This is a genomic window from Kitasatospora sp. NPDC058162 (genome assembly GCF_042884005.1).
In the GTDB taxonomy this organism is placed as follows: Bacteria; Actinomycetota; Actinomycetes; order Streptomycetales; family Streptomycetaceae; genus Kitasatospora.
The window spans coordinates 226240-242603 of the sequence record NZ_JBHVUS010000002.1 but is presented as its reverse complement, the minus strand read 5'-3'; the positions used below and the strand labels follow the sequence as shown (position 1 = coordinate 242603).

Annotated in this window: 15 protein-coding genes; 8 read left to right on the top strand and 7 right to left on the bottom strand. The window is 75.2% G+C overall.

The window, feature by feature from the left end; translation table 11 throughout:
• Positions 1-16: 16 nt before the first annotated feature.
• Positions 17-694, bottom strand: coding sequence for a DUF6461 domain-containing protein (locus ACFVXG_RS04575; protein WP_387924268.1), 678 nt, complete (start codon positions 692-694; stop codon positions 17-19).
• A gap of 110 nt (positions 695-804) precedes the next feature.
• Positions 805-2295, bottom strand: coding sequence for a CoA transferase (locus ACFVXG_RS04570; protein ID WP_387924266.1), 1491 nt, complete (start codon positions 2293-2295; stop codon positions 805-807).
• Between the two features lie 240 nt (positions 2296-2535).
• Between ACFVXG_RS04570 and ACFVXG_RS04565 the strand changes: the two genes are divergently transcribed.
• Positions 2536-3231: an N-acyl homoserine lactonase family protein gene (locus tag ACFVXG_RS04565; RefSeq protein WP_387924264.1), complete on the top strand. Its 696-nt coding sequence runs from the start codon at positions 2536-2538 to the stop codon at positions 3229-3231.
• 68 nt (positions 3232-3299) lie between these two features.
• On the opposite strand, the gene ACFVXG_RS04560 is transcribed toward ACFVXG_RS04565, so the two are convergent.
• Positions 3300-4559: a cytochrome P450 gene (locus tag ACFVXG_RS04560; protein ID WP_387924262.1), complete on the bottom strand. Its 1260-nt coding sequence runs from the start codon at positions 4557-4559 to the stop codon at positions 3300-3302.
• A 335-nt stretch (positions 4560-4894) separates the two neighbouring features.
• Here ACFVXG_RS04560 and ACFVXG_RS04555 point away from each other — a divergent pair, with 335 nt between their 5' ends.
• Entirely contained in the window at positions 4895-5803 is a 909-nt protein-coding gene (locus tag ACFVXG_RS04555; protein WP_387924260.1) for a hypothetical protein, read from the top strand.
• 363 nt (positions 5804-6166) lie between these two features.
• On the opposite strand, the gene ACFVXG_RS04550 is transcribed toward ACFVXG_RS04555, so the two are convergent.
• On the bottom strand, positions 6167-6433 hold the full coding sequence (locus ACFVXG_RS04550) for a zf-HC2 domain-containing protein (protein WP_387924258.1): 267 nt from the start codon (positions 6431-6433) through the stop codon (positions 6167-6169).
• 115 nt (positions 6434-6548) lie between these two features.
• Here ACFVXG_RS04550 and ACFVXG_RS04545 point away from each other — a divergent pair, with 115 nt between their 5' ends.
• From ACFVXG_RS04545 to ACFVXG_RS04530, 4 genes are all read left to right on the top strand, one after another.
• Positions 6549-7112 carry a sigma-70 family RNA polymerase sigma factor gene (locus ACFVXG_RS04545; protein WP_387924256.1) on the top strand — a complete coding sequence of 188 codons (564 nt, stop codon included), beginning with the start codon at positions 6549-6551 and terminating at the stop codon, positions 7110-7112.
• A 317-nt stretch (positions 7113-7429) separates the two neighbouring features.
• Positions 7430-8806, top strand: a complete 1377-nt coding sequence (locus tag ACFVXG_RS04540) for an MFS transporter (RefSeq protein WP_387924254.1) — start codon at positions 7430-7432, stop codon at positions 8804-8806.
• Between the two features lie 41 nt (positions 8807-8847).
• Positions 8848-10218 (top strand): cytochrome P450, encoded by a 1371-nt coding sequence (locus ACFVXG_RS04535; protein WP_387924252.1) that lies wholly within the window; start codon positions 8848-8850, stop codon positions 10216-10218.
• Between the two features lie 73 nt (positions 10219-10291).
• Complete coding sequence (locus ACFVXG_RS04530; RefSeq protein WP_387924250.1) at positions 10292-11251, top strand: L-tyrosine/L-tryptophan isonitrile synthase family protein; 960 nt, start codon at positions 10292-10294, stop codon at positions 11249-11251.
• Here ACFVXG_RS04530 and ACFVXG_RS04525 read toward each other — a convergent pair.
• From ACFVXG_RS04525 to ACFVXG_RS04515, 3 genes are read right to left on the bottom strand one after another with little or no spacing between them, the layout of a single operon-like run.
• Positions 11248-12063 carry an ABC transporter ATP-binding protein gene (locus ACFVXG_RS04525; protein ID WP_387924248.1) on the bottom strand — a complete coding sequence of 272 codons (816 nt, stop codon included), beginning with the start codon at positions 12061-12063 and terminating at the stop codon, positions 11248-11250. The two genes, ACFVXG_RS04530 and ACFVXG_RS04525, sit on opposite strands and share 4 nt — an antisense overlap.
• Entirely contained in the window at positions 12060-13148 is a 1089-nt protein-coding gene (locus ACFVXG_RS04520) for a FecCD family ABC transporter permease (protein ID WP_387924867.1), read from the bottom strand. Before ACFVXG_RS04520 ends, ACFVXG_RS04525 begins: the two co-directional genes overlap by 4 nt.
• A 39-nt stretch (positions 13149-13187) precedes the next feature.
• Complete coding sequence (locus ACFVXG_RS04515) at positions 13188-14279, bottom strand: ABC transporter substrate-binding protein (RefSeq protein ID WP_387924246.1); 1092 nt, start codon at positions 14277-14279, stop codon at positions 13188-13190.
• Positions 14280-14451: 172 nt separating this feature from the next.
• Here ACFVXG_RS04515 and ACFVXG_RS04510 point away from each other — a divergent pair, with 172 nt between their 5' ends.
• Together ACFVXG_RS04510 and ACFVXG_RS04505 are read left to right on the top strand one after the other, a co-directional pair.
• On the top strand, positions 14452-15279 hold the full coding sequence (locus ACFVXG_RS04510; protein WP_387924244.1) for a helical backbone metal receptor: 828 nt from the start codon (positions 14452-14454) through the stop codon (positions 15277-15279).
• 49 nt (positions 15280-15328) lie between these two features.
• On the top strand, positions 15329-16357 hold the full coding sequence (locus ACFVXG_RS04505) for a transglycosylase SLT domain-containing protein (protein WP_387924242.1): 1029 nt from the start codon (positions 15329-15331) through the stop codon (positions 16355-16357).
• Positions 16358-16364: the final 7 nt, after the last annotated feature.

Sequence of the window (16364 nt, the reverse complement as noted above, 5' to 3'; positions counted from 1 at the left end):
ACGGAGACCGCGGCCCTTACGGTCGGGGCGCGTAGCCGAGCCGGAAGGTAGCGGCCTCCAGCCGTTCCGGGGTCAGCCGCACGTCGGTCAGCCGCTCGGCGAGCGCGAACGCGGCCTCGGTGTGCAGCTCGCCCCGTTCCCCGTCCAGACGGAAGCCACAGGCCATCAGCAGCTCGGGGATGCCGGGGGCGTCGGCGTCGTTGCCGTGCCGCTGATCGGGGAAGAGCGGTTCGAACTGCAGGCGACAGCTATCGCGCTCCCACCAGTTGAAGTGGTCCACCGCATTGACGTTCCGGAAGTGCGAGACCAGCCGGGTGCCCTCGGAGAGACGGGAGATGACCTCGGACAGGCTGCCGAGGTAGCCGTACGGCTCGACCGCGATGGCCCAGCCGTCGAGCTCGGTGACGGCGACGAGCACCCGGTCCTCGTCCAGGTCGGAGACCTTCTCGGCCTCCTCCTCGGCCTCGTCCTCCCAGTCGTCGTCCTCCTCGTCGCCGTCCTCCCCGTCGTCGAAGGCCTCCCAGGCGGCGACCACCGCCGCCAACCCAGTCACCTCCTGACCGGTCAGGGCATCGAAGCGGCGCAGCAGTTCGTCGGCGGCGATCCCCTCGACCAGGGTGAGGCAGTAGGCCTCGTCCAGGACGGGGTAGCGCTGTTCGAACCAGGTGTAGTCGGTGGCGTGTGCGGCGGTCATGCGGTGATGCTGTCAGACCCCGCCGACACCACCCACCCCACCCCTGTCCCGTGCCCCACCCCGCACAGCCCCGCCCCGTCCGGGGATGGCACGGGACGGGGCGGCCCCGCTCAGCGCCAGACCGGTGCGTCCGTCCCCCAACGCCCGGGCGGGCCGGCCCAGTCGACGGGCGCACCGGCGTAGGCGATCGGGGGCCGGGCGTACCGCAGCCGCCCGTACGCCGAATCGGTCTCGGTGAGCCACCGCGCCGGGTCGTACGGCTCGGCGCCCGGGAGCGCCTGGTCGGCAGGGCCGGTCAGTCCGGACGGTTCGGACGGCTTGGGCGGTTCGGACGGGATGCCGTGCAGCAGCCAGGAGGCCGAACCGGCGAAGGAGAAGCGCAGGTGGCGGCCGCCGGGGCGGCGGGTGCGCTGGTCGGTGAGGGCGCGCAGGACGGCGGCGGCGAGGAGGTAGCCGGTGCCGTGGTCGAGCGCCTGGGCCGGCAGCGCGCCGGGGCGGCCGTCGGGGCCGGCCTCGTGGGCGGCGATGCCGATGCCGGCCTGGACCAGGCTGTCGAAGCCGCGGCGGCCCGCCCACGGTCCGGTCCAGCCCCAGGCGCAGATCTGGGCGAGGATCAGGTCGGGGCGGCGGGCGAACAGCGCGTCGGGGGCGAGGCCGAGGGCGTCGAGGGAGCCGGGGCGGTAGGCGTTGACGACGACGTCGGCAGTGTCGAGCAGCCCCTCGAAGATGGCGCGGTCGGCCGGGTCGGCGAGGTCGAGGCGGGTGGAGCGCTTGCCGAAACCGGTGTCGGCGTGGGCGTCCTCGGCCTCGGGCAGCCGGGGCGAGTCGATCCGCAGCACGTCGGCGCCGAGCAGGGCGAGGGTGCGGGTGGCGACCGGTCCGGAGATCACCCGACTGAGGTCGAGGACCCGGATCCCGGCGGCGGGCCGGTCCAGCGGGGCCTCGGCGAGCGGGCGGACGGGGGCGGTGCCGATCTCCCGGGTTTCCACCAGGGGGTGTACGGCCGTACTCACCGGCGCGACCGCCACGGCGAGCGCCCCAGCTGCGTACGCGCTCTCCTGCACCTGCTCCCCCGGCAGCTCGGCCAGCGCCGCGGCGAGCTGCTCGGGCCCGGCATCGGGGGCGAGGCCGAGGACGGCGAGCAGCCGGTCGCGGTGGTGCGGGTAGTTGGCATGGGTGCGGATCCAGCCGTCGGCGGTGCGCCAGAAACCGGAGAGCGGGGCGAAGCCGACCGGCTTACGGCCGTCGATCTCCAGGTGCCGCTCGCTCACGAAGGAGGTGGCGACCGCCCCCTCGTCCACCCGCACTGCCGGGACGGGCCCGCCTCCGCGGTGGGCGGCGAGTTCGGCGGCGGCCAGCGAGCAGGCGGCCACGGTGGCCCGGGCGAACCGGCGCACCGGCAGGCCCGACGGCAGACCGTCCTGCGGGCCGTGGAAGGCCACCCGGTCGAGGAGTTCGGCCGGCCCGCCGAGGGCGGCCCAGACGTCGGCGGTGGGACGGTCTACGGTCCCGGGTTCAACTACGGACCCGGTCCCGAACTCGGACTCGGACTCGGACTCAGGCTCGGGCTCGGACCCGGACAGTGTCGGACGATCGCTCATGCCGCGCATTGTGCTCCGCGTCCGGACCGTTCGCCGTGATGCACGCCACCACCCCCGTCCACCCCCGTCCGACCCCGCCCGGCCACGCCCGACCACGCCCGCCGGCCCGTGATCCCGCGGGTCCGAGCAGCCCTGACGGGGAAGCAGGCGGACCCCGGCTGGCGGCTTCCGGACGCCGGATAGGGTGCGAACAGCGGCCGCCTCGGCCGTCACACGGGGGCTGAGTGTCAAGGGGGACGCATGCACACGATCCGCCGACTGGACCTGGGCCACATCGTCCGGCCGGCCGCCGAGGTGGGCGGCCCCGAGCCGCGGGTGGAGCCGGTGCTCGCGTACCTGGTCCGCGGCCCGGAGGGGTTGCTGCTGTTCGACACCGGGATCGGCGCCGGCTCGCCGGAGACCGAGGCGCACTACCGCCCCGCCCGCCGCCCGCTGCCGGAGGCGCTCGCCGCGGCGGGCGTCGCGGTCTCGGACATCGACCTGGTGGTCAACTGCCACCTGCACTTCGACCACTGCGGCGGCAATCCGCTGTTCGCCGGGACGCCGATCCTGGTCCAGGCCGACGAGCTGGCCACCGCCCGACGCGGCGACTACACCATCGACGCGCTGGTCGACTTCCCCGGCGCCGTCCACCGCGAACTCGACGGCGAGACCGAGCTCTGGCCCGGCGTCCGGGTGCTGCCCACCCCCGGGCACACCGGCGGCCACCAGTCCCTGCTGGTCGAACGCATGGACTCCTGCAGCGTGCTGCTGGCCGGACAGGCGTACGACTTCGCCTCCGAGTACGGGCAGGCGGTGCTGGCCCGGCAGGCGGCGCGCGGCGGGGTGGCGGCGCCGCTGCCCGGCTACCGGGCCTGGCTGGACCGGGTCGCGGAGCACGGGCCGCGCCAGGTGATGTTCGCGCACGACCACGCGGTGTGGGAGCTGTCCGTCTGACCCGCCCCGGGGCGCGGTCAGCGCGGAGCAGCGCAGCGCAGGCAGGGCAGTACCGGGGCCGTACGGGCTCAGAAGGTGAAGCGCAGCGAGCGGACCCGGTGGTCGAAGCTGGACGGGACGAGCACCGGCTCGCCGACCGACCGTGCCTCGGGCAGTCGGGTGAACAGCTCGCGGAACAGCGCCGTCATCTCCTGCCGGGCCAGGTGCGCGCCCAGGCAGTAGTGCGGCCCGCCGCCGCCGTAGCCGAGGTGGGGGTTGGGGGTGCGGGTGATGTCGAAGGCCTCCGGGTCGGGGAAGACTGTCTCGTCCCGGTTCGCCGAGCCGTAGTACAGCGCGACCTTCTCCCCCGCCCGCAGCAGCGGGCCGCCGGGGCCGCCGAGCTCGTGGTCGACGGCGACGGTCCGGCGGAACTGGACGATCGGCGTGGCGTGGCGGACCATCTCGTCCACCGCCCCGTCGAGCCGGCCGTCCAGGTCCTCGAGGAGCAGCGCGCGCTGCTCGGGGTGGACGGTCAGCAGGTGCAGTCCGTGGGCGAGCGCGTTGCGGGTGGTCTCGACCCCGGCGACCAGCAGCAGGGAGAAGAAGGCGCCCAGCTCGCGGCCGGTGAGCCGACGGCCGTCCACGTCGGCGGTGACCAGCGCGGAGATCAGGTCCTCGGCGGGCCGGCGGCGGCGCTCGCGGCCGATCGCGGCCACGATGCCCTGCATCCGGGCGAGTGCCGCCAGCCCGCGCCCGGGCACCCGGAGGCGGCGGCGCAGCGGCCGGGCCACGCCGACGTTCTCGGAGTTGCGGTCGACCAGGTCGAGGATGGCGCGGCGGGGCTGCTCGGGGATGCCCATCATGGTGCAGATCACCTGGAACGGGAGCTGGGCGGCGACCGTGCCGACGAAGTCCTCGGGCCGGTCGCGTTCGACCGCGTCCACCAGGGCGGCGGAGATCCGGCGGACGTCCTCCTCGACCCGGCCGAGCAGGCGCGGGGTGAAGGCCCGGGAGACGATCCGGCGCAGCTGGGCGTGCCGGGGGTCGTCGAGGTTGACCATCGAGTCGCCGAACAGCAGCCGGACCCAGCGGGCCGGTTCGGGGGTGGTCACCCCGGGGCCGGAACGGAAGACGTCCGGGGTGCGGCTGGCCTCGACCACGTCGGCGTGCCGGACCAGGGCGTGGAAGCCCCGGCCGGTGGCGCGGTCGCCGAAGTAGACGGGGGCCGGGCGGCGGCGCAGCTCGGCGAAGGCGGCGGCACGGGCGGGCGCGGGCAGCTGCCAGAAGCGGGGATCGGTGAGGTCGGGGGTGTCTGCCGTCGGAACGGAGACCTCCGTCGGGGTGTCCATGGCCGTGCCTCCTGCTTCCGGTCGGGTTCGCGCCCGACTCGTGCCGCTTCGCTCGACGATCACTCCGGCGGACACGATCCGTACCGGAGGGTGCACATTTAGTGATCGAGAGGTGGGCGTGTCAAGCCGGATCGACGGCGGCGCGGAACGGTGCTAGGGCAGAACGGGTGCCGAGAGCGGACGATCGGTCGACCCGGCGGGCCAAGCGCGGGCTCTCGGGCCAAGCACGCGGGCCCTCCGGGCGGGCGCGGCCGCGCGGGCCGGGCATGGTCTCACGGGCTGGAACCGGCCATCACCGGAGGGTGCGGTACGGGCGGGGCGCGGCGGGTGCGACGATGAGTGCCATCGTGATGACCGACCGGATCCGCCTGCTGCGCGCCGTGGTCTTCGCCGCACTGTGCGTGGCGATGGCCGCCACGGCGCACGTCGCCATGGCCGGGGCCGGGGTCTCGCCGTCGGTGCTGCTCGGCGCGTTCGGGGCGGTCCTCGGACTGACCTGGCTGCTGGCCGGGAAGCGGCGCGGGCTCGGGGTCATCAGCGCCTGGATGGTCGCGGCGCAGACCTCGCTGCACCTGTTCTTCGAACACGCCGCGGCGCTCGGTCGCGGGGGCGGCGGCCTCGGCCGGCTCGCCACCACGGACTGGGCGGCCCTGCTGCTCTGCAACCCGGACCGGACGGCCGGCGGGCTCTCGCCCGCCGAGCTGGCCCGGATGGCGGGCATCGACCCGGACGTCCCACCGGCCTCGGGGAGCCTGCGCCCGATGGCGGGCCTGCACCACGGGGCGACGGCCGGGGCCGGGGCCGCCGACGGGGCGGCCATGGACATGGGGATGCCCGGGATGGCGGGGGTGCCCGGCCTGCCGCACAGCATGCCGACGGGTGCGGCGCACCAGATGTCGGACGGCATGTCGCAGGGCATGGCCCACGGGATGTCGCACGGCATGTCGCACGGGATGTCGCCGGGGATGGCCCTCGCCCACGTCCTGGCGGCGCTCGGCTGTGCACTGCTGCTCTGGCGCGGTGACACCGCGCTGGTCCGGGTCTTCGAACTGCTCGCCGCGCTCGGGGCGGTCGTCGCCGGGGCGCTGCTGCTCCCGCTGCTGACGCTGCTCGCGCGCCCCTTCGGGCACCGGCCGCCGGCCGTGCCCCGGCCCGCCGACCGGCCCGCCAGGCTGCCCCGGTCGGTGCTGCTCACCCATGCCGTCGTCCGGCGCGGGCCGCCGGCCTTCGCCCTCGCCTGCTGACGCGCCCGACGCGCCCCTCCCCTACCGGCCGGTGACCGGCCGCTACCGGGACCTCGGCGTCGGGCAGGTCGCCCTGCCGCTGCGCCGCGCCCCGCGCCGTCACGTCCTGTGCCGTCGCGCCCCGCGCCGTCACGTCCTGTGCCGTCGCGCTCCGGGCCGCGCGTGCCGTCGGGGCCCGGGCCCGGATCCGCGGCCGCCCCGGCACCTCCACGAGAGGTGCGGTGCGCCGTGCGGCCGACCCATGGACGCCGGTGGCGCCGCTGTGCGCGGCGCCGCTCCCAGCCTTCCCCTCGGGACCTTCCCATGCCTCACTCCGACGGCGCACCGGTGACCACCGGCGCCCCCGTCCTGCCGTTCCGCGCCCTACCGTTCCGCAGCCCGCGGCGCCTCCGGTGCCGGGCCGACCGGACCGTCCAGCCCCAGCCGGGCGGACAGCCCGGCCGCCCACTCCGGCGCCGGCCCGTCGACGGCCTCCGCCCGCACCTGGGCGCGCAGTCGTTCGGCCCGGTCCAGCCAGTCCCGGCATCCGGCGCAGCGCGCCACGTGCTTGTCCAGCCGGGTGCCGGGCAGGCCGCTCGGTTCGCCGTCGAGCCGGGCGGACAGAGCGGTACGGAACTGCGCGCATCTCATATGCCCATCGTCCCGCACAGCCGCCGAGGCGGGACCAGCCGGGGCAGGACCGGCCAGGCCGGAGCCGGTCCGGTCGGGACCGGTCGGGTCGGAGCCGGTCGAGTCGGAGGCCGCCGTGGATGACGACCAGCTCACCGCGCTCGCGCTGACCGCCCGCTCGGGCCGGGCGGCGGACGTCGAGGCCTTCGTCCGCGCGACCCAGCGGGACGTCTGGCGCTTCGTCGCCCACCTGACCGACGTGCAGTCCGCCGACGACCTCGCCCAGGAGACCTTCCTACGGGCCCTGCGCGGCCTCCCCGCCTTCGCCGGGCGGTCCTCGGCCCGCACCTGGCTGCTGTCGATCGCCCGGCGCACGGTCATCGACCGGTACCGGATGGCCGCCGCCCGGCCGCGCTGCGCGGCCCTGCCGGACTGGCAGGAGGCCGCGGAACGGCAGGGCGGCACCCCGGCGGCCGGGTTCGAGGACGGGATCGCCCTCGGGGACCTGCTCGAACGCGTGCCCGCGCAGCGACGGGAGGCCTTCGTGCTCACCCAGGTGGTCGGCCTGAGCTACGCCGAGGCGGCCGAGGTCGCCGGGTGCCCCATCGGCACCGTCCGCTCCCGGGTCGCCCGGGCGCGGGAGGAGTTGATAGCGCGCCTGCGGGCGGCCGAGGCCGGGGAGCTCGCGGCGGCCTGCTGAGCGGCGGGCGGACGGCCGGCGGATGACAGCGAACGGATGACAGATTTCAGATAACAGATAACAGCTTTCGAAATCTGTTATCTGAAACCTGTTCGCTGTCATCTGTCATCCGTCATCTGTTCGCCGGGGCCTCTCGCCGCCCCGCTCGCCCATCCGGTCGTCCACCCGTCCATCCGCTCGTCCACCCGTCCGTCAGTCCGCCCGTCCGAAAAATTCCCCCAAGTGTTCGGAACTGGAGCCCCCGCGCCTCCGACTGCTGTACCGGACGCCGCCGCCGAGGCGGTGCCCGGTACAGCAACGGGGGACGGAGGACCTTCATGCGAGCGCAACACCCCTCGGCCACAGCTGATCTGACAGACCGTCAGATCGAGCCGGTGGACCGGTGGAGCCTGGTCGTGGCCGCCGGGCTGCTCTCGTTCGTCGCGATGCTCGACATGAACGTGGTCAACCTGGCGCTCACCGACATAGCCTCCGGCCTGCACGTCACCGCCGGGGTCGCGCAGTGGGCCGCCCTCGGCTACCAACTCCCCCTCGTGGCACTGCTGTTGCCCGCAGGGCGATGGCTGGAGCAGGTCGGCACCCGCTCGGCGCTGCTGCTCGCGGTCAGCTGCTTCGCGACCTGCAGCGTGCTGGCCGCCGTGGCCCCGTGGGCGAGTTGGCTGATCGCCGCACGCCTGCTCCAAGGCACCTTCGGGGCCGTGCTGTTCGTCCTGATGCCGGTCCTGGCGGCGACCTCCGTCCGGCCCGAGCTGCGCGGGCGGGCGATGAGCGTGCCCGCGACGCTGGGACCGCTCGGCGCCGTCACCGGTCCGGTGGTCGGCGGCCTGCTGCTGGACCACCTCGGCTGGCGGGCGGTCTTCCTGGTGAAGCTGCCGGTCTGCCTGGCCGCCGTCCTGATCGTGCGCCGGTACGCCCCGCGGCGCGGTGGCCTGAGGCTGCCCGACCGGGGCTCGCTCGGCGACGCCGCGCTGATCGGCGCGGCGGTGGCCGCCGTCCTGCTCGGGCTCACCCTGGCGCCGACGGCACCGCAGTGGCTGCTGCTCACCCTGCCCGCCGTGCCGCTGGTGCTGCTGTGGCTGCGCCGCCCGGGCGGCCGTCCGGTCGCCGAGGTGCTGCGGGCCGCCGGAACGACCGGGGTGAACGCCTCGGTGCTCGCCCTCGCGGCCGGCTTCGCGGCCTGCCAGTACCTGCTCGTCCAGCACCTGCGCGGCCCGCAGGGCGAGAGCGCCACCGCGACCGCGCTGACCATGCTGGCCTTCCCGCTCGGCATGGTGCTGGCCGGACGGGTCGGCGGGCGGCTGGCCGACCGCTGGGGCGCCGGGCCGACGGCACTCACCGGCGCCGTCATCACCACCTGCGGCCTGGCGGCGCTCATCCCGGTGGGCGCCGACTGGTCCGCGCTCGACATCGCCGCCCGGCTGGCCGTGGCCGGCGCCGGGATGGGCCTCAACGGCGGCCCGACCCAGGCCCTGGTGATGACCGCCTCCCCGCCCGGGAAGCTCGCCACCACCGGCTCCGCCGTCCAACTCTCCCGCAGCCTGGGCTTCGCCCTCGGCCCGGCCCTGGCCACCGCCGCCGCCCTGGCGGGCGACCGCGCCACCACCGGCACCCACGCGGGCATCGCCCTGGCCGCCGCGGTGGCGGCCACCGCCGTGCTGCTGCTCGCCCTGCACGGCCGCCGCCCGCGGGCGTAGGGCCCACCGGACACATCCACCCCATCGGAGGAAGCACATCCATGACCGACACCACCCCCATGCCCACCGCGGCCGACACCGAGGCCCAGAGCCACGACCAGGAGCAGGCCCAGGCCGACTCCCCGCGCTGCCCGTACGGCCACGACCGCCTCCCCAGCCCCGTCCCGCTGTACGGCGAGGCCTACAAGACCGACCCGTACCCGCTCTACCGCCGGATGCGCGAGGCCGGCCCGGTGCACCGGGTGGAGTTCCCGAGCGGTATCCACGCCTGGCTGGTCACCGGCCACCAGGCCGCCCACGCGACCCTCAACGACCCCCGGCTCGGCAAGAACCACAGCCTGGGCAACGAGAACTGGCGGCGCCTGGCGTCGATCATGCCGGAGCCGCAGCACTCCCAGCTCCAGGTCCACCTGCTGCACCAGGACCCGCCCAAGCACACCGTGATGCGCCGTCTGGTGCTGGACGCGTTCGCCCCGCGCCGGGTGGAGGCGCTGCGCCCGCGGCTGCGGGAGCTGGCCGATGCCCTGGTGGACGGACTGCCCGAGACCGGCGGCGCCGACCTGGTGGCGGGCTTCGCGGCCCACTACCCCTTCCGGGTGCTGGCCGAAGTCATCGGGCTGCCCGCCGAGTTGGCCGAGCGCTTCGACCGCGACTGGGGCAAGGTGGTCCAGCCGGTGGGCCCGCAGGACCCTGGCCGACCGGCGTACGAGGCGCGGCTGCGCGGGCTGCAGACGTACATCGCCGAGGTGGTCGCCCGCAAGCGCGCCGACTGCCGGGCGCCCGGCTGGACCGAGGGCGAGGACCTGCTCGGCCGGCTCGTCGCCGCCCACGACGCGGGCGAGTTGAGCCGCGAGGAGCTCGACTCGATCGTGTTCCAGCTGCTGGTGGCCGGCCAGGAGCCGGTCACCAACCAGATCACCACCATGCTGATCACCCTGCTGCGCCACCCCGAGCAGCTCGCCGCGCTGCGCGCGGGCCTCGACGAGCCCGGCCGGCTGGCCCGGGCGATCGAGGAACTGCTGCGCCACGACGCCGCGTTCGAGCTCACCACCTGGCGCTTCTTCGCCGAGGACAGCGACCTGTTCGGCACCACCGTCCCGGCCGGCGACTCGGTGATCGTCTCGCTGTGCGCCGCCAACCGCGACGACGCGCAGTTCCCGGAGCCCGACCGGCTCGACCTCGACCGCACGCCGAACGCCCATCTCGCCTTCGGCCACGGCATCCACTACTGCCCGGGCGCCGCCCTGGCCCGGGCCGAACTCCAGGTCGCCGTCGAGGCCCTGCTCACCCGGCTGGACGGGCTGCGCCCGGCGGGTACGCCTGGGGACGGCCTGGACGAACTCGCCTGGATCCCCGCCGTCCTGGCCCGCGGCGTGAACCGGCTGCCGGTCGCCTACGACCTGCGCCGCTGAGCGCTGCTGAGCACCGCCGAGCACCCTCGCCCACCCCGCCACCCACCACCCACCACCCAGGAGGAGACCCATCATGCCGCCCGTCGGCACCGCCCCCTTCGTCACCAGTGCCCCCGGGCAGCCGTCGACGGCGCAGCTCGCCGCCCGCGTCCTCGGGCTGCTGCTCCCGCACCGCCGCGCCTCCGACCCGGAGTTCGACGCCCGGCCCGAGCACTTCCCCTTCCAACTGGCACAGTTGGCGGAGTTCATCGCGGCCGGTGAGCCGATCGTGTTCACCCTGCCGGGCTTCCCGTGCAAGTCGCCGAACCCGGCCAAGGTGCTCGGCCACCTGCCCGACGAGGGCGAACGGCTGTCCCTGACCTTCCTGGACGAGCTCTGCGAGCGGATAGGCCGGATCCACCCGCCCGGCGCCCGGATCCTGATCTGCTCGGACGGGCACATCTTCGGCGACCTGATCGGCGTCCCCGACGAGCACATCGACGAGTACTCGGACGAGTTGACCGCGGTGATCGGGCGCGAGGGCCTGCGCCACCTGGACACCTTCGACCTGCGGGCGGTGCTCGGGGACCTGCCGTACGACGAGAAGCGCGCCCGGGTGCACCAGCGGTACGCGCCGGGCCTCGAGGAGTTGCGCGAGCAGGTGCTGACCGAGCAGGAGACCCTGCGGCTCTACCGCGGCATCACCCGCTTCCTCACCGAGGACGCCGTGGACTTCCCCGGCACGAAGTCGGCCCTGCAGCGGGAGTGCCGCCGCCGCGCCTACGGGGTGATCCAACGCAGCCGCGCCTGGGGCGAGTTGATCGCAGAACAGCATCCGCGGGCGGTGCGGCTGTCGATCCACCCGCAGCCGTCCGGTGCGCCGAAGTTCGGCATCCGACTGCTGGCGGCGTCCGACGCCTGGATGACGCCCTGGCACTCCGCGGTGCTCCACCGGCCGGACGGCGGATGGGAGTTGCGGCGCAACGAGGAGGCCGCGCGGCTCGGCCGGCCGGTGCTGCGCGACGGCCGGCCGAGCCACTACGAGGGCTACTAAGGCGTGCCCTGAGCCCCGTACCGCTGCGGGACGGCGGTGCCGGCCGGGGAGCGGTGGTCGAAGGCGATCAACGGGTCGCCGGTGAGGGGGTGTTCGACCACCGCGGCGCGGACGCCGAAGACCTCGGCCAGCAGGTCCGCGGTCAGCACCTCGCGCGGGGCCCCGGAGGCCACCAGGGCGCCGCGGTGCAGCACGTGCAGCCGGTCGCAGACCGAGGCGGCGGCGTTGAGGTCGTGCAGCGCGACCAGGGTGGTGCGGCGCTGTTCCCGCAGCAGGGCGAGGAGTTCGACCTGGCGCCGGACGTCCAGGTGGTTGGTCGGCTCGTCCAGCACCAGGACGTCCGGCTGCTGGGCGAGCGCGCGGGCGAGCAGCACCCGCTGCCGTTCGCCGCCGGACAGTTGGGCGAAGCGGCGGTCGGCGGCCTGCGCCATGCCGACCCGGCGGAGGGCCTCGGCGGTGATCCGGTGGTCCTCGGGGTCGTCGGCCGCGAAGGCCCGCTTGTACGGGGTGCGGCCCATCGCCACCACCTCCCGCACGCTCAACTCGAAGTCCCCGCCGCGCTCCTGGGGCAGCGCCCCGATGTGCCGGGCGGACTGGGCGGGCCGCAGCTCCGCCAGGTCCCGCCCGGCCAGCAGCACCCGCCCGGCGCTGGGCCGCAGGTGCCGGTAGACGGTGCGCAGCAGGCTGGACTTGCCGCTGCCGTTGGGCCCGACCAGTCCGGCGATCTCCCCCTCCTCGGCGACCAGGTGGACCCCGGCCACCACGGTGCGCCCGGCCAGGGCGACGCTCAGGTCCTCGACGGCGATCCTCAACTGCGCTCCAGTCGTCGGTCCAGCAGGTAGAGCAGGGTGGGGGCGCCGAGCACGGCGGTGACCACGCCGATCGGCAGTTCCTGGCCGTCCAGGGCGGTGCGGGCGACGGTGTCGACGACGGCCAGGAGTACCGCCCCGGTGAGGGCGGACAGCGGCAGCAGGCGCCGGTGGTCGCCGCCGACGAGCAGCCGGCAGACGTGCGGCACCATCAGTCCGACGAAGCCGATCGCCCCCGAGACGGCGACCAGCACCCCGGTGAGCACGCTGGTGACGACGAAGACCTCGCGGCGCAGCCGGGTGACGTCCACGCCGAGCCCGGCGGCCGTCTCGTCGCCCATCAGCATCGCGTTGAGCCCCCGGGCCCGGGCCTGGAGCAGGGCCAGGCCGAGCGCCACGGCGATTACGGGGATGGCGAGTTGGGCCCAGACGGCGCCGCCGAGGCTGCCCATCAGCCAGAACAGCACGCCCCGGGTCTGCTGTTCGTCGCTGGTCTGCAGGACGAGGTAGCTGGTGATGCCGCCGAGGAACTGGGCGATGCCGATGCCGGCCAGTACCAGGCGCAGCGGGGAGAAGCCGCCGCCGCGCCGGGCCATCAGCCAGACCAGCGAGAACGCGGCGAGCGCGCCGGCGAAGGCCGCCAGGGAGACGGTGAGGCCGAGCGCGCTGCCGAGGGAGAGTTCGACGCCGAAGGCGGTGCCGAGGACGAGGGTGGCGACGGCCCCGAGGGAGGCGCCGGAGGAGATGCCGAGCAGGTAGGGGTCGGCGAGCGGGTTGCGGACCAGGGCCTGGACGGCGGTGCCGACCAGGCCGAGTCCGGCGCCCACCACGGCCGCCAACAGGGCGCGCGGGACGCGCAGTTGCCAGACGATGAGGTCGCGGGTGCCGGGCTCGGGAGCCCGGCCGGTGAGGTGGTGGACGACCACTGACCAGACCTCGCCGGGCGGGATGTCCACCGAGCCGAACGAGACGGCGGCGGTCAGCGCGAGCACCAGGGCGGCGGCGAGCGCGGCGGCCAGCGGCCCGGCCCGCAGGGTGCGGGCCGGGCGCCGGGCGTCCGCGATATCGGCAACCTCGGCGACGCCGATGACATCGGCGGCTTCGGCGGCTTCGGCCGAAGTCACGGTCTACTGACCGTTCTTGACGAGGTCGGGGTGGACGGTGGCGGCGATCTGCCGGACGGCGTCGGCGTTGCGCACCCCCGCGATGGTGGTCACCTCGGAGCCGAGCCGCACGAAGTGCCCCTCCTGGACGGCCTTCAGGCCCTGGGTCGCCGGGAAGCTCCGCAGGAACGCCTCGGCGTCGTCGAAGGCCTTGCGGGTGGCCTCCTCGCTGCCCCGGTTGCGCACGGCCAGCTGGATCCAGTCCGGGTTCTTGGCCACGACGTCCTCCCAGGAGCCGGGCTTGAAGTCGGCGTCGCAGTCGGCGAACACGTTGCGGGCGCCGGCCTGGGTGATGACGGCGTTGGCCACCTGCCGGCCGCAGACGGCCGTCGGCTGCTTGGTCCCGGCGTCGAAGTCGAGGACGAAGTAGCTCGGCCGCTTGTCCTCCGGGACGCCGGCGAGCGCGGTGCGGACCTCGCCGATCTGCTTCTCCATCCCGGTGACGAGTTCCTCGGCGCGGGCGCCGGTGCCGGTGACGGCGCCGAGGCGGCGGATGTCGTCCTCGATCCCGGCAAGGTCGGTGCGCGGCGCCTTGGCGGCCTTCGGGGTGCCCGCGCAGGCGGTGGAGAGCAGGTAGACGTGCTGGATGCCGGCCGCCGCGTACTCCGCCTCGCTCGGACCGGTGGCGCCGCCGCCCATCATCGGCATCGCGCCGAAGGTGTCGACGTAGAGGTCAGCGCCGGAGCCGAGCAGCTTCTCCTTGGGGATGGTCTTGTCGCCGAGCACCGGCACCTTGGCGCCCTGCTCGGCCAGCGCCGCCGGCAGGGTGCCCTTGCCGGGCGGGAAGCCGGTGCCGATCACCCGGTCGCCCGCGCCGAGTCGGAGCAGCAGTTCCAGGCTCGCCGCGTTGGAGGTGACGATCTTCGTCGGGGCCTTGGCTATGGTCGTCTCCTTGCCCGCGCAGTCGGCGACCGTGACGGGGTAGGCGGCCCCGGCGGTGGCGGGAACGGTGACGGCGGCACTGCTTCCGCCGCCGTTCCCGCCACCGCCGCTTCCGCAGGCCGTGGCGAACAGGGCGACGGCGGCCGCGATACCGCAGACGACGCGAGGGCGCATGAGGACTCTCCTGGTCGGTGATCGTGCTGGGGGCCCGCGCTGCGGACCCGGACCAGGTAGTCGGGCCGGGTCCGCGCCGGGTTCCCGGGACTTCCGGCGCTTCCGGGACGTCCGGGGCTTCCTGGGCTTCCGTCCAGCCCCGGGCACGGCCCCGCGCGCGTAGGGTGGCCGGATGGCCGACCCCACCGACCCGCGCGACGACCTCGGCCTGCCCGTACCGCTCGGGCCGCTGCCGCCGCGCCGGGTGGTCTCCCTGGTGCCCTCGCTGACCGAGGCCGTCGCCACCACCGCCCCCGGTCTGCTGGTCGGCGCGACCGACTGGTGCAGCCACCCCGCCGACCTGGCCGTGGCCCGGATCGGCGGCACCAAGAACCCGGACCTTCCTGGCGTGCTCGCGCTCCGCCCGGACCTCGTGATCGCCAACGACGAGGAGAACCGCCGCCCCGACCTGGACGCGCTGCGGGCGGCGGGGGTGCCGGTGTGGGTCACCGACATCCGCACCCTGGACGGCGCCCTGCGCTCGCTGGACCGGCTGCTCACCGTCGCCTGCCGACTGCCGCGCCCGGCCTGGCTGGACGAGGCGGAGGAGGCCTGGCGCGGGGTGCGGCCGGTGGCGGACGACCTGCGGCCGGCGACGGACGGCCCGCGGGCGATCGTGCCGATCTGGCGCCGCCCGTGGATGGTGCTCGGCCGCGACACCTTCGCCGGGGACCTGCTGCACCGCCTCGGCCTGCACCTGGTCCACGCCGAGCACCCCGAGCGTTACCCGGCCGTACCGCTGCCCGAACTGCGCGCCGAGCGGCCGGAATTGGTGGTGCTGCCGGACGAGCCGTACCGCTTCACCGCCGAGGACGGCCCGGAGGCGTTCCCCGGCGTCCCGGTCGCGCTGGTCAGCGGCCGCCACCTGACCTGGTACGGGCCCTCGCTCGCGGCCGCCCCGGCCGTCCTCCGGCAGGCGATCGACCACCCGTTCGTACAGGGGGAATCGGCCACATCGTAGGATGACCGCCACTCGCCGGGACCACCGGCGACAAGTGGGGGGACCACAGATGAAGTTGAGCACCACCCGGCGGGCCACCGTCCTGGTGTCCGCCGTCGCCGTGTCGACCGCCGTCCTGGTCGGCTGCGGCACCGAGAGCGGCGACAAGCACCCCGGCGCCGGAGCCGGCACCACCCTCACCGCGGCCACCGCCACGCCGACCGACACCTCCAGCGCGAGCCCGTCCGCGAGCACCACCCCGACGCCGAGCGCCTCGGCCTCCGCGAGCCCCGACGCCTCGCACAGCCCGAGCACCGGCGCGGGCAAGTCCGCGAAGCCCGCGCCAGGCGCCCAGACCGGCAACGCCAAGGCCGCCGGCGGCACCGCGGCCGGCGCGCCCGCCACCCAGCCGCCGGTCGAGAAGCCCGCCATCCCGGCGCCCGTCCCGACCGCCAAGCCCGGCGCCGTCGCCCTCCCGGCACCGCCCGCCCCGCCCGCCGGCCACGTGCCCCCGGCGCAGAGCGGCTGCCAGCCCAGCAAGCCCCAGCCGGACGAGCCCAAGGCGACGGTCGGCGCGGCGCTCACGGCGGCGGCCGGCCAGTCCCGGGTGCTCAACCTCAGCTCGGGCGGCACCGACAAGCTCCCGGCGCTGCCGGTCAACCTGGTCAAGGCGATCGCCTGGCAGGAGAGCGGCTGGCAGTCCGGCATCCTCGCCTGCGACGGCGGGATCGGCACCATGCAGGTCATGCCCAACACCGTCGCCTGGATGAACGGCAAGTACGGCACCAGCTCCGACCCCAAGACGCTCGCCGGGAACGTCCAGCTCGGCACCCAGCTGATCGACTGGCTGGTCGCCTACTACGGCGACTCCTCCTTCGGCGGCAAGTACGACCTCTCCGCCGACCCGGCCACCGGCAAGACGCCGCTGCTCGACCTGGTCATCTCGGCGTACAACGCGGGCGCCGGCAACGTGCACTACACCACCGTCACGGACCCGACCTCGGGGGAGATCGTCGGCAGCCTCGACATCCCGAACCCGAAGTACGTCGCCAACGTGAAGGCGCTGATGGCGAGCCAGCCCTGGAACAAGGCGGGCTGACGGACTC

Bases quoted from the DNA above. Each gene is read 5' to 3' on its own strand.
- ACFVXG_RS04575 (WP_387924268.1), bottom strand. From the start codon at position 694: ATGACCGCCGCACACGCCACCGACTACACCTGGTTCGAACAGCGCTAC.
- ACFVXG_RS04570 (WP_387924266.1), bottom strand. From the start codon at position 2,295: ATGAGCGATCGTCCGACACTGTCCGGGTCCGAGCCCGAGCCTGAGTCC.
- ACFVXG_RS04565 (WP_387924264.1), top strand. From the start codon at position 2,536: ATGCACACGATCCGCCGACTGGACCTGGGCCACATCGTCCGGCCGGCC.
- ACFVXG_RS04560 (WP_387924262.1), bottom strand. From the start codon at position 4,559: ATGGACACCCCGACGGAGGTCTCCGTTCCGACGGCAGACACCCCCGAC.
- ACFVXG_RS04555 (WP_387924260.1), top strand. From the start codon at position 4,895: ATGAGTGCCATCGTGATGACCGACCGGATCCGCCTGCTGCGCGCCGTG.
- ACFVXG_RS04550 (WP_387924258.1), bottom strand. From the start codon at position 6,433: ATGAGATGCGCGCAGTTCCGTACCGCTCTGTCCGCCCGGCTCGACGGC.
- ACFVXG_RS04540 (WP_387924254.1), top strand. From the start codon at position 7,430: ATGCGAGCGCAACACCCCTCGGCCACAGCTGATCTGACAGACCGTCAG.
- ACFVXG_RS04535 (WP_387924252.1), top strand. From the start codon at position 8,848: ATGACCGACACCACCCCCATGCCCACCGCGGCCGACACCGAGGCCCAG.
- ACFVXG_RS04530 (WP_387924250.1), top strand. From the start codon at position 10,292: ATGCCGCCCGTCGGCACCGCCCCCTTCGTCACCAGTGCCCCCGGGCAG.
- ACFVXG_RS04515 (WP_387924246.1), bottom strand. From the start codon at position 14,279: ATGCGCCCTCGCGTCGTCTGCGGTATCGCGGCCGCCGTCGCCCTGTTC.
- ACFVXG_RS04510 (WP_387924244.1), top strand. From the start codon at position 14,452: ATGGCCGACCCCACCGACCCGCGCGACGACCTCGGCCTGCCCGTACCG.
- ACFVXG_RS04505 (WP_387924242.1), top strand. From the start codon at position 15,329: ATGAAGTTGAGCACCACCCGGCGGGCCACCGTCCTGGTGTCCGCCGTC.